Consider the following 18,491-nt stretch of genomic DNA (forward strand, 5'->3'; position numbering starts at 1 on the left):
ACACTCCGGTGGCTGTGCGCTGAGCGCGCCCAGACTGGCTTTGCTCGCGACGCCGCGTTCAGGTAGAAGGGTTTGGCACTGCTTGGTTCAACACGGTATTCGGTAAATAGATATTAGTTTTATTCGAAGCAAATAAATGAGTTAATCCATCCCATCTTCATCTTCGATACTTTTTACTGATATTCCTAACCGCTGCATACGGGATAACAAGGTGGTGCGTTTTAGCCCTAACTTAATGGCAGCCCCTTTTGGCCCAGCAACCACGCCGTTGGTTTCGCGTAATACTCGAATAATTCGCGCGCGCTCAGACTCTGAAGATTCTGGCTCTTCACTTTCAGGTAATAAGGTTTTATGCACAACCCTTTCTGCCACAGGTTTAGTAACCTCTAGCGGTGACAGATGATATTCCAGCTCTTGTAACTGCAAATTCAGCGTAGTACCACGGCTAAGGATGACCGCCCGCTCAATAACATTTTCCAATTCACGAATATTGCCTGGCCACGGTAAACGGCTAAGCAAACGTAATGTTTCACCAGGAATTGTGTCGATAGTGCGATTCATCCGTTTGGCTATTTTCTGAGTAAAGAATTTCACCAGCAACGGTATATCTTCCGGCCGCTCACGCAGCGGAGGGATCACAATCGGAAAAACATTAAGACGATAATAAAGGTCGCTGCGGTATTCGCGATTCACCATCATCAATTTTAAATCACGATTGGTCGCAGCAATCAGGCGAACATCCACCGGAATAATTTTACTGCCGCCAAGGCGTTCTATTTCCCGCTCTTGCAATACACGTAATAATTTAGGCTGTAGTTCCAGAGGAATATCGCCCACTTCATCAAGAAATAGTGTGCCGCCGTCAGCCATTTCAAACCGGCCAATACGCTGTGATGATGCACCGGTATAAGCCCCCTTCTCATGACCGAACAGATCACTTTCCATCAATCCCGATGGAATGGCTGCACAGTTCATTTTCACCATGCGTTTATTCTTGCGGGTACTCAAATTATGAATAGCCCGGGCAATCAGCTCTTTGCCGGTGCCGGTTTCCCCCAGGATCAATACGGTACAATCACTGGAAGCCACCATCTCAACTTGTTCCAGTACTGCTTTAATCCCTGCACTATTACCGATTATCTCGCCAAACTCTTCATTATGAATAATCTGGTCCGTTAGATAGAGATTTTCATTTACCAACGAATCTTTTAGGCGGGTAATTTCGTTGTAGGCCAGCGCGTTATCAACCGCAATGGCAATACGAGCTGCAATTTGGCGCAACAGTTTTACATTGCTATCAGTGAAAATATCACTCTGACATTGTGCCAGTTTCAAAACACCTAACATTTTGTGACCGAAAAAAAGCGGCAACAGGCAAACAACTTGTAACCCTTCATCCAGCATATTTGCCAGTTGCTTATCATCCGGTGCTAAAAGAGAGATATCAGCCAAATTAACCAACAATAACGCTTTGCTCTGTAAAACCTGCCCAGCCAAAGTGCCGGTAATATCCACCCATGCCTGCTGATACTGTACGGCCTTACCACTCTGGTAGCGGGTAGAGAATACATTTAACTTATTTTTATCCTTATGGGTACCACAGAGCGCTAAGCTAATGTAATCAATATTAAAAAATCGATGTATCTCTTTTGAAACCTCTGCCGCTAATACATCCAATTCCAGCTTAGAAATAACCGTATTGGTCACATCCACTAAAATCCGATAATGGTCGCGCTCAAAGCGCAGTTTTTCACGCTCAGAAAATGCCCGATTAATCTCAGCAATATTATCAACGGCAATTGCCACTACATCTGCCAGTAACCCCAGAAAAGTAACTGCTTGTTCATCAAACTCACTGTCATCAGTTTTAATAAATTCAATACAGCCTGACCAATGATTGTCATGGCCCAAGGGAAAATGGCAGCCAGAGTGCAATTCCTGATAGGGAATCAAATCACAAACAGCAGAAAACTCCCTTTGCATACGGCGATGGTCAGTCTGCAAAGGCGTCTGCTGCTGCCAGGCTAAGCCACCGGGGCCTTCGGCAAACAAGATATTTTGCGATCCCTGCACCCTGTTGGTCGCATCGTCATGGGTATAAAGGGTATTTTGGTTATAAAGAGGGTTAAGCAATAATAAATTGACCCGCTGAAAACGCACCACAGAAAAAGAGAGCTTTCTGAGTTCATTCACTAAATCGGTTATATCCCGTAGCAATAATAACTTTTTTGATACCGTGAACAGTGTATCTTGCCAAACTTGAGCCAATGTGGGACGGGGTAGTTTTTTTGCTCTATCCATAAACGTCGTTATTAAGCCCAGAAAAATGATCACTACTTTAAGGTATTAAACTGAACAAATATATATCAACAGCCGATAAGCTTGATCTGGGTTAACAAACTATTTCTCCGCAATTTATCCATCTTACCAATCAGTTGAAATTACGTCTCATTTTCATCGTAAGATAAATAAAAACATTAGGTTACATGTGATACTCACCACATATGGAGTATCAAATCACAACTGGCGCTATATAAATAAATACATATCGAAATAAAAGATACGTATTAATATCTGATTCGAAAAAAAGCAATTTTAGGAAAAATACAAAATGCAACAGTAAAAACCGCTCAATGAATGCCTGGTATGAAAAATGCATTACATTTAGGTCAGGAAAATAATTTATTAATATTTAGTTTTCATTCCCCTACACCGATAAAATAATAAGTAAGGAGTTATCAATGAGCATTGAAAATCCCTTTGATCTGCGGCTTCCGATTGATATGGCAAAACTGGCAGAGCAAGTCGGTATATATAAAGCCACTAAGAATCCGGCCACCACCTTTTATTTAGCCATGACTGCCGGTGTATTCATCTCTATCGCTTTTGTCTTCTACATTACTGCAACAACCGGCACTGCTGGCGTGGTGGCATTTGGGTTAGCAAAGTTGGTAGGCGGCCTGTGTTTCTCTCTTGGCCTGATTTTAGTGATTATCTGTGGGGCTGATTTATTCACATCCACAGTACTCATTGTGGTGGCTAAAGCCAGTGGCAAAATCAGTTGGCGGCAATTAATCTGTAATTGGGTGAATGTCTATTTCGGTAATCTTATTGGTGCACTGTTCTTTGTGGCATTGATTTGGTTTGCCGGTCAGCATACGGCGGCAAATGGTTTATGGGGCTTGAATGTGTTGCAAACTGCCGAACACAAATTGCATCATACGTTTGTAGAAGCGGTGTGTTTGGGGATTCTGGCTAATCTAATGGTCTGTCTGGCAGTATGGATGAGCTATTCCGGCCATACTTTGACGGATAAAATTGTGGTGATGTTACTGCCTATCGGCATGTTTGTCGCCAGCGGTTTTGAACACAGCATTGCCAATATGTTTTTGATCCCATTAGCTATTGTCATCCGCGATTATGCATCACCGGGGTTCTGGCTATCAATTAATGCTACCCCGGATCAATTTTCTGCGCTGACCCTAAATAACTTTATTATCGATAATCTAATCCCGGTGACTATCGGCAATATTATTGGTGGTGGGTTATTGGTTGGCCTGACCTATTGGATTATTTATCTGCGCAATCCAGCTCATTGAGTCAATAGCGCCATTGATATCGACAAATTTGACGAAATGACGTGAATAAAAGTGACACCCATAACAGAACAGCCAGTCGGGTTTACCCCTGACTGGCTGTTACGTTAATTCACAATAACCGATTATTTCTTCTTAGCGTATTTCAGTGAGTCTAATGCGACGGCAAAGATAATGATCGCACCTTTAATAATATACTGCCAATAAGGGTTCACACCGATATAAGTTAATCCGTAGTTAATAACGGTAAAGATAATTACCCCTGTCACTACGCCGATAACGGTACCAACACCACCACTAAAGGACACACCGCCCACCACACAGGCGGCAATCGCATCCAACTCGTACATAAAGCCAAGGTTGTTAGTCGCACTACCGATACGGCCTGCTTCCAACATACCGCCGAAAGCATAGAACACACCGGACAAGGCATAGATCATGATCAAGTTTAGTGGCACATTCACACCAGAAACTTTTGCCGCTTCCGGGTTACCGCCGATGGCAAAAATATTCTTACCAAAGCGAGTTTTATTCCACAGCACCCAGACAAAGCCGATAGCAATCAAAGCATAGAAGGTAATATAAGACAGTTTGAAATCACCAAATCGTAAGAACCCTTGAGCAAAGGTTGAGAATGCCGGATCAAAACCTGCAATCGGTGATGCGCCAACGAAATCGTAATACAGAGAGTTAATCCCGTAGACGATAATCATAGTACCTAATGTGGTAATAAATGGTGTCACATTCAGGTAAGCAATGATAATACCGTTGACCAAACCAATAATCGCACCAATCAGACAGACGGTTAAGATAACAATCGGAATCGGTACAGTGTGCAAATCAGGGAAAACTTTATTAACGTTATCCATTGCTTGCAACATGGTTGCCGCAACTACCGCCGCCAAGCCTACCTGACGGCCGGCTGACAGGTCGGTCCCTTGGGTAACAATCAGCCCCGCCACGCCCAGTGCGATAATAATACGCACCGATGATTGGGTCAGAATGTTACTTAAGTTCATCAGACTTAAAAACGTCGGGTCCTTAACAATAATAATTGCCAGTAATACGAACAACACCACATAAATCCCGCTCTCTTTAAGGTAAGTGAGCATACTTTTCTTATTTAACGCATTCATAATAAGAACCTTCGACTAGATTAGAGATGCAAGGATGCAAGACGTAATATTTCATTTTGCGTGGTTTGCTTAGTATCAACAATTCCCGCAACCTGACCATTACTCATTACTAAAATTCTGTCAGTGATCCCTAATAGCTCAGGCATTTCAGAAGAGATAATAATAATCCCTTTGTCTTTCTTCGCTAATTCAGTCATTAACTGATAGATTTCAAACTTAGCACCGACATCAATACCTCGAGTCGGCTCATCCAACATTAATATTTCTGGTTGAGTCAGTAGCCAACGGCCAATAATTACTTTCTGCTGATTACCACCGGATAAAGAGCCAATATTGGTACGGTGACCCGGTGTTTTTACCCGCATCGCATCGATAACCCATTGGGTGTCGCTTTTCATGCGCGTATTATCTAACAGCCCAAATTTATTTTTATAGTTACGGATATTAGCAATCAGGGAATTAAACCCCACATCGAGATAGGCGTAAATCCCGGTTGAGCGGCGTTCTTCAGTTACCAGTGCAAACCCATGATTAATGGCTTCATTGGCACTATGGTTATTAATACTTTTGCCATGTAGCTTAATGGTCCCGGCCACTTTTTCGCGGATACCAAATAAGGTTTCAACAATATCGGTGCGCTTGGCCCCAACCAAGCCGGCAATCCCCAAAATCTCACCTTTATGCAAATCAAAGGAGACATCACGGATCGAGGGTTGGCGCAGCGAGGTCAGATTTTTCACTTCCAGAATGACTTCACCCGGCTTATTCAGGCGATCAGGGAAACGCTGACTCAGTGAGCGCCCCACCATCATTGAGATTATCTGATCCATGGTCAGCCCTTCCAGCGGCTGGGTAGTAATCCACTGACCATCACGTAAAATAGTGATTTCATCACACAGTTGGAATATTTCCTCCATCTTGTGAGAGATATAAACAATGCCACAACCGCGCTCTTTCAATTTACGAATAATCGTAAATAGATGATTAACCTCTTTCTCGGTTAATGAAGAGGTCGGCTCATCCATAATGACGATTTTAGCGTTATAAGAGAACGCCTTGGCAATCTCGATCATTTGCATTTGAGATACTGATAATGTTGCGACTTTATCGCGGGGATCAATATCAATATCCAACTCATCAAAGATAGCTTTGGTATCTTTGTACATTTTATCTTGATCGACAAAAAAGCCTTTGGTTGGGTAACGCCCCAGCCACATGTTGTCCATCACTGTTCGTTGTAACACCAGGTTTAATTCCTGATGAACCATAGAGACACCGTGCTCTAATGCTTCTTTAGAGCTTTTAAATTCTATTTCTTGCCCCTGAAAGAGAATACTCCCGGAGTCTTTTTTATAGATACCAAACAGACATTTTAATAGCGTTGACTTACCTGCACCATTTTCTCCCATTAATGCATGGATCGAACTTGGCCGCACTTTAAGATTTACGTTATCTAACGCCTTTACACCCGGAAATGATTTATTGATATTACTCATTTCCAGCAACCACTCGCGGGGTTGTGCTGTATTAATATCGGCCATAGTTATACCTGGCTAAGAATTGCTACTCACCTGCGAGATAAATACCCTATCCGCCGATAAGTGCATATTCAAAATAAGGATCAATGCAAAAAACCTTCCGCCCCAATGCTGGTTACCCAATATCGGGGCCAGAAGGTTAATAATTACTGCTTTACCCTTAGCACTGACACGGCTTTGGGCACCACCTATTACGACAGGCTGTTATTTAGTAAATTCAGCCAAGTTATCTTTATCAACGCCTACATACGGAATACGTACAATTTTGTTTTCGATTTTCCAGTTAGTCCCTTCAGCAGCAGGTTTACCGGCAGCCAGATTTTTAACTAAATCGAAAGTTGCTTTAGCCTGATTGTTGGCATCGTTCAACACGGTACCGGCCATTTGACCTGATTTCACCAGAGCTAACGCTTCTGGCAAGGCATCAACACCAAACACTGGAATACTGGTTTTGTTATGGGCTTTCAAGGCTTCTACTGCACCCATCGCCATCGCATCGTTGTTAGCAATAACCACTTCGATCTTGTTGGCGTTAGGGCCAGATAACCAGGCATCCATTTTATCTTTAGCTTGCGCGGTATCCCACATTGCAGTATCTAACTGCAATTGTTGAGTCGGAATACCTTTGTCATTCAACGTTTTAATGACATAAGTTGTACGTGCTTCAGCGTCTGGATGGCCCGGTTCGCCTTTCAGCAGCACAAATTGGATTTTGCCATCTTTGTTCAGATCCCATGCTGGGTTGGCTTTCCAGTGTTTCGCGATCAACTCACCCTGAATAACACCAGACTCTTTAGAGTCAGTCCCTACATAGTAAGCTTTATCGTAGCTATCCAATGCCTTACGTGAAGGTTCTTTGTTATAAAACACAATCGGAATATCGCTGCCGCGGGCTTTATCAATAACAACCGGTGCTGCTGCTGGGTCAACCAAGTTAATGGCCAGCCCTTTCACACCTTTAGCCAGCAATACGTCAATTTGATCGTTTTGCTTGGACTGGTCATTTTGGGAGTCATTCATCAGTAAGGTAACGTCAGGAGATGCTTTAGCATCTTTCTCGATAGCTTTACGGACCACGGACATAAAGTTGTCATCATATTTATAAATAGTGACACCAATACGGGTATCAGCTTGAGCAGCCGCGCCAAACATCATGCTGGCAACCAGGGTCGCTAATGTGAAAACCTTCTTATTCATTTGTATCTCCGGGTTTATGTAGGGTAGTACAGGGTGATAACACCGTCGCCTTAACGTGAGAAAGACCCATCGTTCAAAGCTGCTGACACTGAATATCTATCGTCCTTGAGCGCACTCCACTCCGAGAAAGCCGCCTGAGTCGTCAAAAACCATGCCACTTACAAACTCAACATCTGCGGAACGTGTGTTTGTAAATTACTATTCTAAAACCCGCTACCGTGTGTTTTTTATCCGGTAACCGATGACATCTTGATACATTCAGGTAGAAAACAACTAGAGCATAGACGGGCCGTTGTTAAGAATCTGTGAATTTTCTCACAGATTGAAAACGGTTACACAAGAATAAATACCGAACTAGTGAGCGACCCCACAAATTGCGACAGAATGACGCGGCACCAATGTGGGTTTAAAACAATAAGCCGCGTGCGGGTCTGGCGAGCGACAGGCCCCTTCAAGTGCCAGTTCCGTGGCCAAAGTTGCCATAGAAACAATAGGATAACGAACTGTGGTCAATTTGGGGCTGGTATAGCGGGCAATAGGGATATCATCAAAGCCCACCAGCGAAAACTGCTCAGGGACACTGATACCGTTTTCTTTCAACACCGCCAGCGCACCAGCAGCCATTGAGTCGTTATAGGCAAACACCGCACTGAGCTGTAAATTGCGCCCCAGCAAGTCAATCATGGCACGCTCCCCCCCAGCCAGATCAGGAGTACCAAATGCTCGCCAACTGTCAGGAGCAGTGATACCGGCGGTCTCAAGCGCATTTAGGTAACCCGTTTGACGCTGGATAACATCATCAATGGGGTGGTTGGAACCGAGAAAACCGATACGTTGGTGCCCTTGTTTAAGCAGTAAACGGCATGCCATTTGCGCACCGCTAACATTGTCTAATCCTATACAACGGTGCTCAAACCCAGGAATAATCCTATTAATCAGAACCATACCTGGAACCTGGTCTAAAAAAGCGATTAACTCACCGTCACTCAATGCCTTAGCGTGAACAACCAATGAATTACAGCGTTGACGCAGTAGCACTTCAATGGCATGACGCTCTTTATCGGCCTGGTGGTAGCTATTACCAATCAACAGATATTTTTGATGTCGTTGGGCTACGGTGTCTACCGCTTTCACCAAGGCACCAAAAAAGGGATCAGAGACATCCATCACCACCACACCGACAGTATCGCTACTTTGTGTTGCCAGTTTTTGTGCATTAGCATTTGGGCGGTAGCCCAGTTCTGACACTGCTTTCAGCACTGCGGCGCGCGTTTCTGGCCGAATAGCAGCGCTGTTATTGAGGACACGGGATACCGTAGCCAGCGAAACGCCAGCCCGCGAGGCCACATCACGAATGGTGATACTATTTCCAGATGAATGCAGAGCAGCCATGACCTTATCCTGTGAATAAGTAACCATGCGCGTGTTGATGTGAACTGGGCATGGCAGGTGGCTTATCCTACCCAGTTTGTTGAATTTGCCACGTGAAATGCGTCACAAGAAAGAAAACGTTTACATACAAATTTGCAACCCGCTCGATCATTTTTACTTTACAGACGCATTCAGGGCTTAGTGTTGCGTGGTTGTAACGATTGACCGCAAGCATAGGCGGTCAATTTTCGCCATAACCACTCGAGTGGCCCTTGGGCAAAGTAATGCAGCCATAGCAGGGAGAATAGGATATTACACAGCCAGACCAGTGGAACAATCGCGAGGAGTTGTAGGCGGTCAAGCTGTTGATATAAGCCGAAGTGATAGAAAATCAACGTACATATCAATGTTTGCAGTAAATAATTACTCAGAGCCATGCGCCCTACCTGTGCCAACCAATGATTGACACGCCAACCGGATATTGTGGGACCGAAGCCATACAGCAGAGCCAGATAGCCCACAGCCTGTAATGGAGCCCCTAACTCACGGGGAACTTGCAACAAAAAACCGCTCCAACGGTAATCCCAGCCCACTGCCCATTGCAGTGCCACCCCCGGTATTTGGATAACTAATGAAAGCGGTATCAAACATGCCGCAAGCAAACGGTAGTGGCGCAAGCTAAAATCACCGCGTAGCCAGCCAGAACGCATTAACCCAGCACCAAATAACATCGAGCCAGCCAGCTCCCAGCCATATTGGGCGCCGATAGCAATCAAATTGGATGACAACAGATCTAACCGATTCTTCCAGGCTTCCATGCCCCCCTGCAACTTCCAAAATTGCTCATATTGCAGATCCGCAGGCCCCGGCTGCCAAAATCGCCCCGGTTCGCCATTAGTGATAAACCCCAGTAACAGCAATACCGCGACACCCACTAAATAAAGCACCGCACCGGTACGCAACAAACTGGCGGCATCTTTGGCATCACGAATCATTCGCCAACACACCAGACCGATCAAACCATAAGCAAATAGAATGTCTCCATCCCAGAAAAAGATACCGTGAATTAATCCCAGTAATAGCAATAAGGAAAGTCGCGCCCGAATCCAGCTCTTGCCGCGTTTAAGTAATAGCTCAAGGCCCGCACCAAACAGAATGGCGAAAATAGATAAGAACTTGGCCTGTGCCACAATATCGAGAATGGCCCAAGTCCAGGCATCGGATAGCGAAGGAAGGCCCAGATAGGCCGGATTAAGATAAGCAGCCTTTGACAGACCGAAGGCGCTGATATTAAGCAGCAGAATGCCAAGGATGGCCAGCCCTCGCGCACTGTCTAACGTTGCGATGCGTTGACGCATACCCGACATCCTGTGTACGGGCACCCACTGGTACCCTCTCTGGAAAAGGCTAATTAGCCGTTGTGACGTTAGCTATTATGACGAACAGCACGCAGGAATTCCTGGCGCGTATTCTGGCTAGATTTGAATAACCCGCCTAATGATGTCGTGGTGGTCGCACTGGTAGCATCACGAATACCGCGCGCTTTAACGCAATAATGCACCGCATCGATAGAAACTGCGACGTTATTAGTGCCTAACAGTGTCTGTAGTGCCAACAGGATTTGCTGTGTCAGCCGCTCTTGCACTTGCGGGCGCTGAGCAAAGAACTGCACGATACGGTTGATTTTAGATAAACCAATCACACTGTCTTTGGGAATATAAGCGACAGTGGCTTTACCATCAATAGTGACAAAATGATGTTCGCAGGTACTGGTCAGGGTGATATCTCGTACCGTGACCATTTCATCGACCTTCATTTTATTCTGAATCAGGGTGATTTTGGGGAAATTTTCGTAATCCAGTCCAGAGAAAATCTCATCAACATACATTTTGGCAATACGTCTTGGCGTATCCGCCAGACTATCGTCAGACAAATCAAGATTCAGCAATTGCATGACTTCAGTCATATGCGCTTGAATCTTGGTTTTACGCGTTTGGGCATCTAACTCTTGTTTGCGCAGCGGGGTTTCAAGACCACGGGCCAGCAATGCCTCATGAACCAACTCAGCTTCTTTACTTAGCGATGACATTCTTTTCTCCAGCAGGCGTACACATCCGAACAGTATAAACATGATGTAGATCACGTTCGGATTTTGCTCCCCACTTTAGTTGAGAGCAAAATGATTATCCAGTGATTGTTATTCATATCGAATCGTTATTTACATCATGATGAAATAGTTGCATTTGGTGCATCCACTGTAGCGTAAATCAACCGGTAACTGTTTCCTGAGCGCGACGTGGCGTTTTGATAACCAACCCTCCAGCAATGAACAGTGCCACCACTGCCACGTACAGCGCAGGCTCTAACCGGTGAGTCAAGGTTGTTGAGATAGCGGATAATATTGGGCCAACCAGTTGTCCGATAGCATAACCGGTGGTCAGTAAACCAGCCATATAGCGGGTGTGTTGCGGTGCCAGCTCCCGGCCATGCTGCAATGAAAGTTGCACCACACTCAGGAAACCGCCACCGGTCAGTAATGCCCCTAATGCCAACCCACTAACTCCCGGCACTAGCTCCGCGCACAATACCCCCAATGCCTGTACCCAGAGTGTTAATGCCAAGCGGGTTTGCGAACTCAGGCAATGGCGGGTCAAAATACCGATAGTGATCCCTATCACCGCCGCGCCACCAAACACCGGCCAGACAAACTGGGCAAACAGGCTATCTGGGAAGCGCGCTGCTGCCATTTGCGATAAAAATGTTGCGGGCAGAATATAACCGAATCCCGCCAGACTGTAGCTCCACACCAGGCGCTTGAGTGCTGGCGTTAAGGTCAGTGGAATCGCAGCGATATGCGGGCGATGTAGTTCCCCACTTCGCGGCAGATTAATACTGATCATGGCAATAATAACTAACGCCAATACACCATAGACCAGCCAGGCTTCTGCGGCCGATAAGCCATAGCTATGAATAACCACTGCCAACATACCGCTGATGAATATGCCCGCGCCTGGTCCGGCAAATACTGCGGCACTGAGTGCCGGACGGCCAAAGTGGGCCAGACGTTCATTGGTCCAGGCGGCGATAAGTACCATCGACCAACCACTGGCCCAGCCAATGGCAAAACGTACCACGCCATGCCACCACGGCCCATCAACTACTGCGGATAGCAGCGTAAGCGTTACCGCTCCCCACAATCCGAGCCATAAACGGCGCTCCACATGGCGGCTGGCACGCATAGCATCAAAAGCGCCAAACAGGTATCCCAGATAATTAAAGGCTGCCACCAGCCCGGCACCGGTTAGGGTGAACTGATGCTCTGCGATCATTAGCGGTACTTGCGGCGTAAAAGCAAAACGGCCAATTCCCATCGCCACCACTAACGCGAGAAAACCACTTAATGCAATTCTTAATGCCATCTGCCCTGCCCATTGTTTGCTGACAGATAATTCCTGCCAGACGGTTAAAAGAAAGTTGCCAATATCATGCCTGAGCATTAGAATCACAAAAAATGAATAATACTAACTAAGTTCATCACAAAAAGAGAACACCTATGGACCTGACCCAGCTACGCATGTTTTGCTGTGTAGCAGAAACCGGTTCCGTTGCCCGGGCAGCGGAGCAGATGCACCGCGTCCCGTCAAATTTGACGACCCGCCTGCGCCAACTTGAAGTTGAGCTGGGTGCCGACCTGTTTATCCGTGAAAAACAGCGCCTGCGGCTCTCCCCGATGGGACATAACTTCCTCTGCTATGCCAACCGGATCCTGGCGCTAAGCGAAGAGGCAATGCGCATTACGCATGCTGGCGAACCGGCGGGTAATTTCCCGTTAGGCTCGATGGAAAGCACTGCTGCCACCCGTCTGCCTAATTTGCTGGCGGCCTATCATCAGCGCTACCCACAGGTGTCCTTATCGCTGATCACCGGGACATCGGGTGAAATCATTGAACAGGTACGGGCCGGAACACTGGCGGCAGCACTCGTTGATGGGCCAGTTCAACATGATGAACTGCACGGTTGTCGCTCTTTCGACGAACAACTGGTGATCATTTCTTGTTTGGACCACCCTCCGATTATGCAAGCCCGCGATGCGGTGGATGAGACACTGTTTGCCTTTCGCCCCAGCTGCTCTTACCGCTTGCGCCTGGAGAGTTGGTTCCGTCAGGCCGGTGTCTTACCGGGCCATATTATGGAAATCCAGTCTTACCATGCCATGCTGGCCTGTGTTGCCAGTGGTGCCGGGCTGGCATTGATACCCCATTCCGTATTGGCGCTACTGCCGGGCCATGAACGGGTACAAGTTCATGCCTTACCGGCTGATATTGCCGATACCGCAACTTGGCTTATCTGGCGTAAAGATGCCTTTAGCCCCAATGTCCGCACCTTAAAAGAACTGATTATCGAGCAGATTGAAATTCAGTGACTTATCTGACGGCTTGCCGCTTATCGGCCATAATTTATACAAACCATGTTGACTTACGTCCAGACAGCCAGATGCAACATATTAGACACATAAACAATTAATTTATATAACAGTCACCACACAGAAGCTATAGGAGCAACACCATGCAGATGATTAAAACTCGCGCCGCAGTCGCATGGGGGCCAAACCAGCCGCTATCGGTTGAAGAAGTTGATTTGATGCCACCGCAGAAAGGCGAAGTGCTGGTACGGATTGTCGCCAGTGGCGTATGCCACACCGATGCCTACACCTTGTCAGGCAAAGATCCCGAAGGGATATTCCCAGTGATCCTCGGCCATGAAGGTGGTGGGATTGTAGAAGCAATCGGCGAAGGTGTTACCAGCGTTGCAGTGGGTGATCACGTCATTCCGCTGTACACTCCAGAATGCGGTGAATGTAAATTCTGCCGCTCCGGTAAAACCAATTTGTGCCAGGCGATCCGCAGCACTCAGGGCAAGGGTTTGATGCCTGATGGCACCACTCGTTTCTCTAAAAATGGCCAACCGATCTTCCATTACATGGGGACTTCAACCTTCTCTGAACTGACAGTGGTACCGGAAATATCACTGGCAAAAATCAATAAAGAAGCGCCATTAGAAGAAGTTTGTCTGCTCGGTTGTGGCGTCACCACCGGCATGGGGGCTGTGATGAACACAGCAAAAGTCAAACCGGGCGACACTGTCGCCATCTTCGGCTTGGGTGGCATTGGTTTATCGGCAGTGATTGGGGCGAAAATGGCTGGCGCTAGCCGCATCATTGGTATTGATCTCAATACCAGTAAATTCGAGCTGGCCCGCAAACTGGGCGCAACAGACCTGATTAACCCGAAAGATTATGATAAACCTATTCAGGATGTGATCGTCGAGCTGACCGATGGCGGCGTAGATTTCTCCTTTGAATGTATTGGTAACGTCAATGTTATGCGCTCAGCGCTTGAGTGCTGCCATAAAGGCTGGGGCGAATCAGTCATCATTGGTGTTGCTGGTGCCGGTGAAGAGATTTCGACTCGTCCATTCCAATTGGTCACAGGCCGCGTATGGCGTGGCTCAGCATTTGGTGGCGTTAAAGGACGCTCCGAGTTACCGGGCATCGTGCAGCAATATCTGGACGGTAAATTCGCTCTGAATGATTTTATTACCCATACCATGGGGCTAGATCAAATCAACGAAGCCTTCGATTTGATGCATGAAGGTAAATCTATCCGTACCGTGATCCATTTTAATGATTCTTCACAAAACAAATAAGGCAAGGAGGCAGGCAACGCATGAATACGTCACTTGAACTTCTCGAAGAGCACCGGATGTTTGGCGGGTGGCAGCAACGCTATCGCCACACCGCCAGCAGCCTGAATTGCAATATGACCTTCAGCATCTATCTGCCCCCCTTACGGGATGACAACCCGCCACCGGTGCTTTACTGGCTGTCGGGTCTGACCTGTAATGATGAAAACTTTACATTGAAAGCCGGTGCTCAGCGGGTGGCCGCTGAGTTGGGTCTGGTACTGGTTATGCCGGATACCAGCCCACGTGGCGATGATGTGCCGAATGACGAAGGTTATGATTTAGGACAAGGCGCGGGGTTCTACCTCAACGCAACACAAGCCCCTTGGTCTAAACATTTTCAGATGTATGATTATATCAGCCAAGAGTTACCGGCTTTGATCGCCCAACATTTCAGAGTGAGTGACCGTCAGTCTATCTGTGGCCATTCAATGGGGGGGCACGGGGCATTGATGCTAGCACTGCGTAACCCGCAGCAATACCAATCAGCTTCGGCCTTTGCGCCGATAGTCAATCCGTGTCAGGTGCCTTGGGGGCGCAAAGCCTTGACTGCGTATTTGGGTACCGATGAGAGTCAGTGGTTGCAATATGATAGTTGCCACTTACTTACACATGCGCACACCCAACTGCCGATGCTGGTAGATCAAGGTGATGGTGATCAGTTTCTGGCTGACCAGTTACAACCGGCAAAATTAGCTGAATTGGCGCGACAGCGCGATTGGCCACTGACACTTCGTATTCAACCGGGTTATGACCATAGCTATTTCACCATAGCCACATTTATTGAAGATCACTTACGCTTCCATGCGGAATTCTTACATCCGTAATCGATGTAATTAACGTGACTATCAATTATAACTATTTTAAGCCCTACGGGGCTTTTTTATTTTAACGTAGAAATGCATAGTTATTCCCGTTACAGTTATAGCTAATTAACAATCGAAAAATTAAAAAAACATGATAGCTAATCACATTCCATACAAACATATCTATAAATAAAAATATTGATAAACTCCAAAAATAGAATTACAAATAAACAGTAAGAATCTTTTTGGTACTTAATTACATTCAAAGATAATTATTTAAATGGAGTATTATATGAATATTTCAAAGCAATCAGATGATAAAGAAATAAAATACAGCCACTTAATAGCACTAAAAGGTAAGTTGCAATCATTAGAAGAATCATTTAAGAGTAATGCATTTTATATAAATGACAATGAAATAGAAAAAATAAAAAACAATACCCTGCGAAGCAAAATAACAGCATGGAACTGGTCAAGAAGCTTTGCTGAAGAATAGAAAAACATGAACCATTCAGAAATTATTGGTTAGGCCATAAATCATTAATGGCCTAACCTTGCTCCACATAGCAGTAACAATGAAAGCAATTCAATACACCTTATAGGTTTCAATATGTAGGAAGGAAGGCAGAAATAAACGCATCCAACACATTTACGTCTTGAAATCATGGGGATAAATAAATTGAGATATTCTTGTATGTTTACAAGTGAATTCATTAATGATGTAAAGCTTAGCCCGATGGCAAGTATATTAGCGATAATAATAACGGCTTTAGGTATGCTCTCATCATTTTTAGTATTACTGCTTTATTTAACGGATAGAAGTATTGAAAATTACCACAATGACCACGCACAAATATATCGCATAGAAACTCAGTTTAACTTGCCAAACGGTGACGATGTAAAATCAGCACAAGTACCTTTTCCATTGATTCCAGCATTGCAGAATGCAAAGAACATTAAAGAGGTTATCTATGCACTACGTCTATTTACAGACTTACAAGTGAATGACCAAACTCACAGGAAAGTAGAGATTTATACCGTTAGTCCGAATTTCTTCAATGTCATTAATCCCTATAAACTGAGTAATGATCAACCTAATCTATATGAACCAAATATTTCTCAATACCGCCCTCATCTGACCCAGAATGAAATTATTATTACGCCAGAATTTAATCGTCAATATCTTCATCTGGATAATCCGGTCGGGCACGTTATCACCTTAGGGAACAAAGGCCAATTCGTCATTAAAGATATGATTAGTTTGCATAAGGATAGCCGTTTTAAAACCAACGCCGTGATTGCATTTTCTCCCGAACTCATAGATGGCTATCATGATAAAAGGCATGATTGGTACGATATGCACGCTTATGCCTTTATTACAATGGACGCAGGAGAAAAACCCGATTCTGAACAATTGGGTACACTCGTTACCCGTTACGCCCCCCAACTCCCTGGAGCACCATTCAGCCCCGAAGAGTTCATTCAATTATCTGCACGTAATATTACCGATATCCATTACGATAATGGGTTACCTGATGAGATCAGCACAGTTATTGCAAAATCCTATTTATACAGCTTATATGCAGCCGGTATTTTTATATTTCTAACAACCACCATGAACTTTTTTAATGTTAACAATGTAATAAATACCAATAAAAAAAACAGTTTCCAGATAAAGAAATCTCTCGGAGCCTCTCGTTATCAACTATTGACTGAAGCACTTTCCATCGCACTGCTTCAAGCCTTTTTTGTACTCCTGTTAGCAATCCTCTTTCTGATTGTTTTAATACAGCTATCTACAGGCGTTAAAGAGTTAATTCTCATTCAAGAAACTAAAACATTACTAGCCTCCTTCTTTTTTACATTAATTTCAATTTATACAGCAATTCTCATATAACATATCTATATGTTACCGTTTTTCCCAATCAATCTGGCCATTATAATATTTATAATCAACAGCCAATATCACGCTACGTCCATCAAGGAGCACTGTGCATACAAATAACAATCGCAGGCATAATAGTTTACTTATGGGCAGGAATATTGACACAGAATGATTTTATGCAGCATCATAATTTTGGTTATGAAAAAGACAATATAGTGACATTTACTTTAAGTGATGAGTTAATTGATCAAGCAGCAATAAATAGTTTACAAAATGAATTGAAGAATACTGTAAATATAGAGTCTATCGCACTTAGTAGCTGGCAACCCTTTGACATGTCGAGGACAAACACGTCAATATTTCATCTTAATCAGCAAGAGAAAGATAAGTTAGTAACAGTAAATACACTTAATGCTAATAAACACTTCCTTGATACCTGGGGAGTTAAGGTATTAGCAGGGTATGATAATGTGCTAATGCCGAGTGATGATAATAATATTGTCCATGCGGTAGCAACTCAATCCTTTATGACTTTAATGGGGCAACATTCCTATGATGAAACATTGAATAGCATATTTTACATTAATGATAATGACTCTGAACATAAAATAAGAATCCTTAGAATAATAAATGATTTTTATCTTGCAGATGTCAATAAAAACACCACACCACTATTGATATTTATTGAAAACAAGTCCCAACGATATGGCGCATTAAAATTGCAATATATACAGGATCTTGGGGAAGTTAAAAAAACACTTGAGCGATATCGGGTTAACCCCACGCAAATACAAACAGTGGAACATTTACATCAAGCATATTTCAATACGAATAGACTTATGCAAAAAACAGCTAATTTTGTTGCCATACTTTCAATTTTATTAATATTAATAAGCACGGTAATCATCAGTATATCCGAAACCAAACGAATCGGTAAGACATTAAGAATAATGGAGTCTATTGGTGGTTCTATTTATACCCATATCGTTTTCTTTATACAGCAAAATATCGCCCCCATTATTTTTGCTGCTATAATAGCATTCTCGATGGGTTTCTTTTTATTGCATCGATGGTTGGTTCAATACCATGCTGTGGATAATCTTTCATACGTCAATGCCACTGCTACACTTTTTATTTTCATAATTAGCATAGTTGTCATTATGACTATTACGCTGATCTTTAATAATGACAACATAAATACCAAAAAGAAACAATAAATA

Annotated in this window: 13 protein-coding genes and 1 pseudogene; 6 read left to right on the forward strand and 8 right to left on the reverse strand. The window is 44.4% G+C overall.

From position 1 onward, the window contains the following. Window positions 1–141 precede the first annotated feature (141 nt). Entirely contained in the window at window positions 142–2,301 is a 2,160-nt protein-coding gene (locus tag A6J66_009100; GenBank protein PNM24337.1) for a formate hydrogenlyase transcriptional activator FlhA, read from the reverse strand. Between the two features lie 440 nt (window positions 2,302–2,741). Between A6J66_009100 and A6J66_009105 the strand changes: the two genes are divergently transcribed. After that, on the forward strand, window positions 2,742–3,599 hold the full coding sequence (locus tag A6J66_009105; GenBank protein PNM24338.1) for a formate transporter FocA: 858 nt from the start codon (window positions 2,742–2,744) through the stop codon (window positions 3,597–3,599). A gap of 122 nt (window positions 3,600–3,721) precedes the next feature. Here A6J66_009105 and A6J66_009110 read toward each other — a convergent pair whose 3' ends face one another. The 7 genes from A6J66_009110 to A6J66_009140 form a co-directional block, all read right to left on the reverse strand. Next, complete coding sequence (locus tag A6J66_009110) at window positions 3,722–4,732, reverse strand: galactose/methyl galactoside ABC transporter permease MglC (protein ID PNM24339.1); 1,011 nt, start codon at window positions 4,730–4,732, stop codon at window positions 3,722–3,724. A gap of 20 nt (window positions 4,733–4,752) precedes the next feature. Beyond that, complete coding sequence (locus A6J66_009115) at window positions 4,753–6,273, reverse strand: galactose/methyl galactoside ABC transporter ATP-binding protein MglA (GenBank protein ID PNM24340.1); 1,521 nt, start codon at window positions 6,271–6,273, stop codon at window positions 4,753–4,755. A 201-nt stretch (window positions 6,274–6,474) separates the two neighbouring features. Beyond that, on the reverse strand, window positions 6,475–7,467 hold the full coding sequence (locus A6J66_009120; GenBank protein PNM24341.1) for a galactose/glucose ABC transporter substrate-binding protein MglB: 993 nt from the start codon (window positions 7,465–7,467) through the stop codon (window positions 6,475–6,477). A gap of 354 nt (window positions 7,468–7,821) precedes the next feature. Next, the gene (locus tag A6J66_009125) at window positions 7,822–8,859 is read right to left on the reverse strand and encodes an HTH-type transcriptional regulator GalS (GenBank protein PNM24342.1); all 1,038 of its coding nucleotides are present in this window, start codon (window positions 8,857–8,859) and stop codon (window positions 7,822–7,824) included. Window positions 8,860–9,029: 170 nt separating this feature from the next. Further along, entirely contained in the window at window positions 9,030–10,196 is a 1,167-nt protein-coding gene (locus tag A6J66_009130; GenBank protein PNM24343.1) for a DUF418 family protein, read from the reverse strand. Between the two features lie 68 nt (window positions 10,197–10,264). Then, window positions 10,265–10,927, reverse strand: coding sequence for a GTP cyclohydrolase I FolE (locus A6J66_009135; protein ID PNM24344.1), 663 nt, complete (start codon window positions 10,925–10,927; stop codon window positions 10,265–10,267). 178 nt (window positions 10,928–11,105) lie between these two features. After that, entirely contained in the window at window positions 11,106–12,257 is a 1,152-nt protein-coding gene (locus tag A6J66_009140) for an MFS transporter (GenBank protein ID PNM26955.1), read from the reverse strand. Window positions 12,258–12,391: 134 nt separating this feature from the next. On the opposite strand from A6J66_009140, the gene A6J66_009145 reads away from it, so the two are divergent. The 5 genes and pseudogenes from A6J66_009145 (at window position 12,392) to A6J66_009165 (ending at window position 18,488) form a co-directional block, all read left to right on the forward strand. Further along, on the forward strand, window positions 12,392–13,261 hold the full coding sequence (locus A6J66_009145; GenBank protein ID PNM24345.1) for a LysR family transcriptional regulator: 870 nt from the start codon (window positions 12,392–12,394) through the stop codon (window positions 13,259–13,261). A gap of 149 nt (window positions 13,262–13,410) precedes the next feature. Further along, window positions 13,411–14,544: an S-(hydroxymethyl)glutathione dehydrogenase/class III alcohol dehydrogenase gene (locus A6J66_009150; protein PNM26956.1), complete on the forward strand. Its 1,134-nt coding sequence runs from the start codon at window positions 13,411–13,413 to the stop codon at window positions 14,542–14,544. A gap of 20 nt (window positions 14,545–14,564) precedes the next feature. After that, complete coding sequence (gene fghA, locus A6J66_009155; GenBank protein ID PNM24346.1) at window positions 14,565–15,407, forward strand: S-formylglutathione hydrolase; 843 nt, start codon at window positions 14,565–14,567, stop codon at window positions 15,405–15,407. Window positions 15,408–15,678: 271 nt separating this feature from the next. After that, a complete protein-coding gene (locus tag A6J66_009160; GenBank protein PNM24347.1) occupies window positions 15,679–15,882 on the forward strand; it encodes a hypothetical protein in 204 nt (67 codons plus the stop codon). Between the two features lie 198 nt (window positions 15,883–16,080). Further along, window positions 16,081–18,488 (forward strand): annotated as a pseudogene (locus tag A6J66_009165) (hypothetical protein). The last annotated feature ends 3 nt before the right edge of the window (window positions 18,489–18,491 follow it).

The organism is Yersinia enterocolitica (genome assembly GCA_002082245.2).
GTDB classification, from domain to species: Bacteria; Pseudomonadota; Gammaproteobacteria; order Enterobacterales; family Enterobacteriaceae; genus Yersinia; species Yersinia enterocolitica_E.

Bases quoted from the DNA above. Each gene is read 5' to 3' on its own strand.
- A6J66_009100 (PNM24337.1), bottom strand. From the start codon at position 2,301: ATGGATAGAGCAAAAAAACTACCCCGTCCCACATTGGCTCAAGTTTGG.
- A6J66_009105 (PNM24338.1), top strand. From the start codon at position 2,742: ATGAGCATTGAAAATCCCTTTGATCTGCGGCTTCCGATTGATATGGCA.
- A6J66_009110 (PNM24339.1), bottom strand. From the start codon at position 4,732: ATGAATGCGTTAAATAAGAAAAGTATGCTCACTTACCTTAAAGAGAGC.
- A6J66_009115 (PNM24340.1), bottom strand. From the start codon at position 6,273: ATGGCCGATATTAATACAGCACAACCCCGCGAGTGGTTGCTGGAAATG.
- A6J66_009120 (PNM24341.1), bottom strand. From the start codon at position 7,467: ATGAATAAGAAGGTTTTCACATTAGCGACCCTGGTTGCCAGCATGATG.
- A6J66_009125 (PNM24342.1), bottom strand. From the start codon at position 8,859: ATGGCTGCTCTGCATTCATCTGGAAATAGTATCACCATTCGTGATGTG.
- A6J66_009130 (PNM24343.1), bottom strand. From the start codon at position 10,196: ATGCGTCAACGCATCGCAACGTTAGACAGTGCGCGAGGGCTGGCCATC.
- A6J66_009135 (PNM24344.1), bottom strand. From the start codon at position 10,927: ATGTCATCGCTAAGTAAAGAAGCTGAGTTGGTTCATGAGGCATTGCTG.
- A6J66_009140 (PNM26955.1), bottom strand. From the start codon at position 12,257: ATGGCATTAAGAATTGCATTAAGTGGTTTTCTCGCGTTAGTGGTGGCG.
- A6J66_009145 (PNM24345.1), top strand. From the start codon at position 12,392: ATGGACCTGACCCAGCTACGCATGTTTTGCTGTGTAGCAGAAACCGGT.
- A6J66_009150 (PNM26956.1), top strand. From the start codon at position 13,411: ATGATTAAAACTCGCGCCGCAGTCGCATGGGGGCCAAACCAGCCGCTA.
- fghA (PNM24346.1), top strand. From the start codon at position 14,565: ATGAATACGTCACTTGAACTTCTCGAAGAGCACCGGATGTTTGGCGGG.
- A6J66_009160 (PNM24347.1), top strand. From the start codon at position 15,679: ATGAATATTTCAAAGCAATCAGATGATAAAGAAATAAAATACAGCCAC.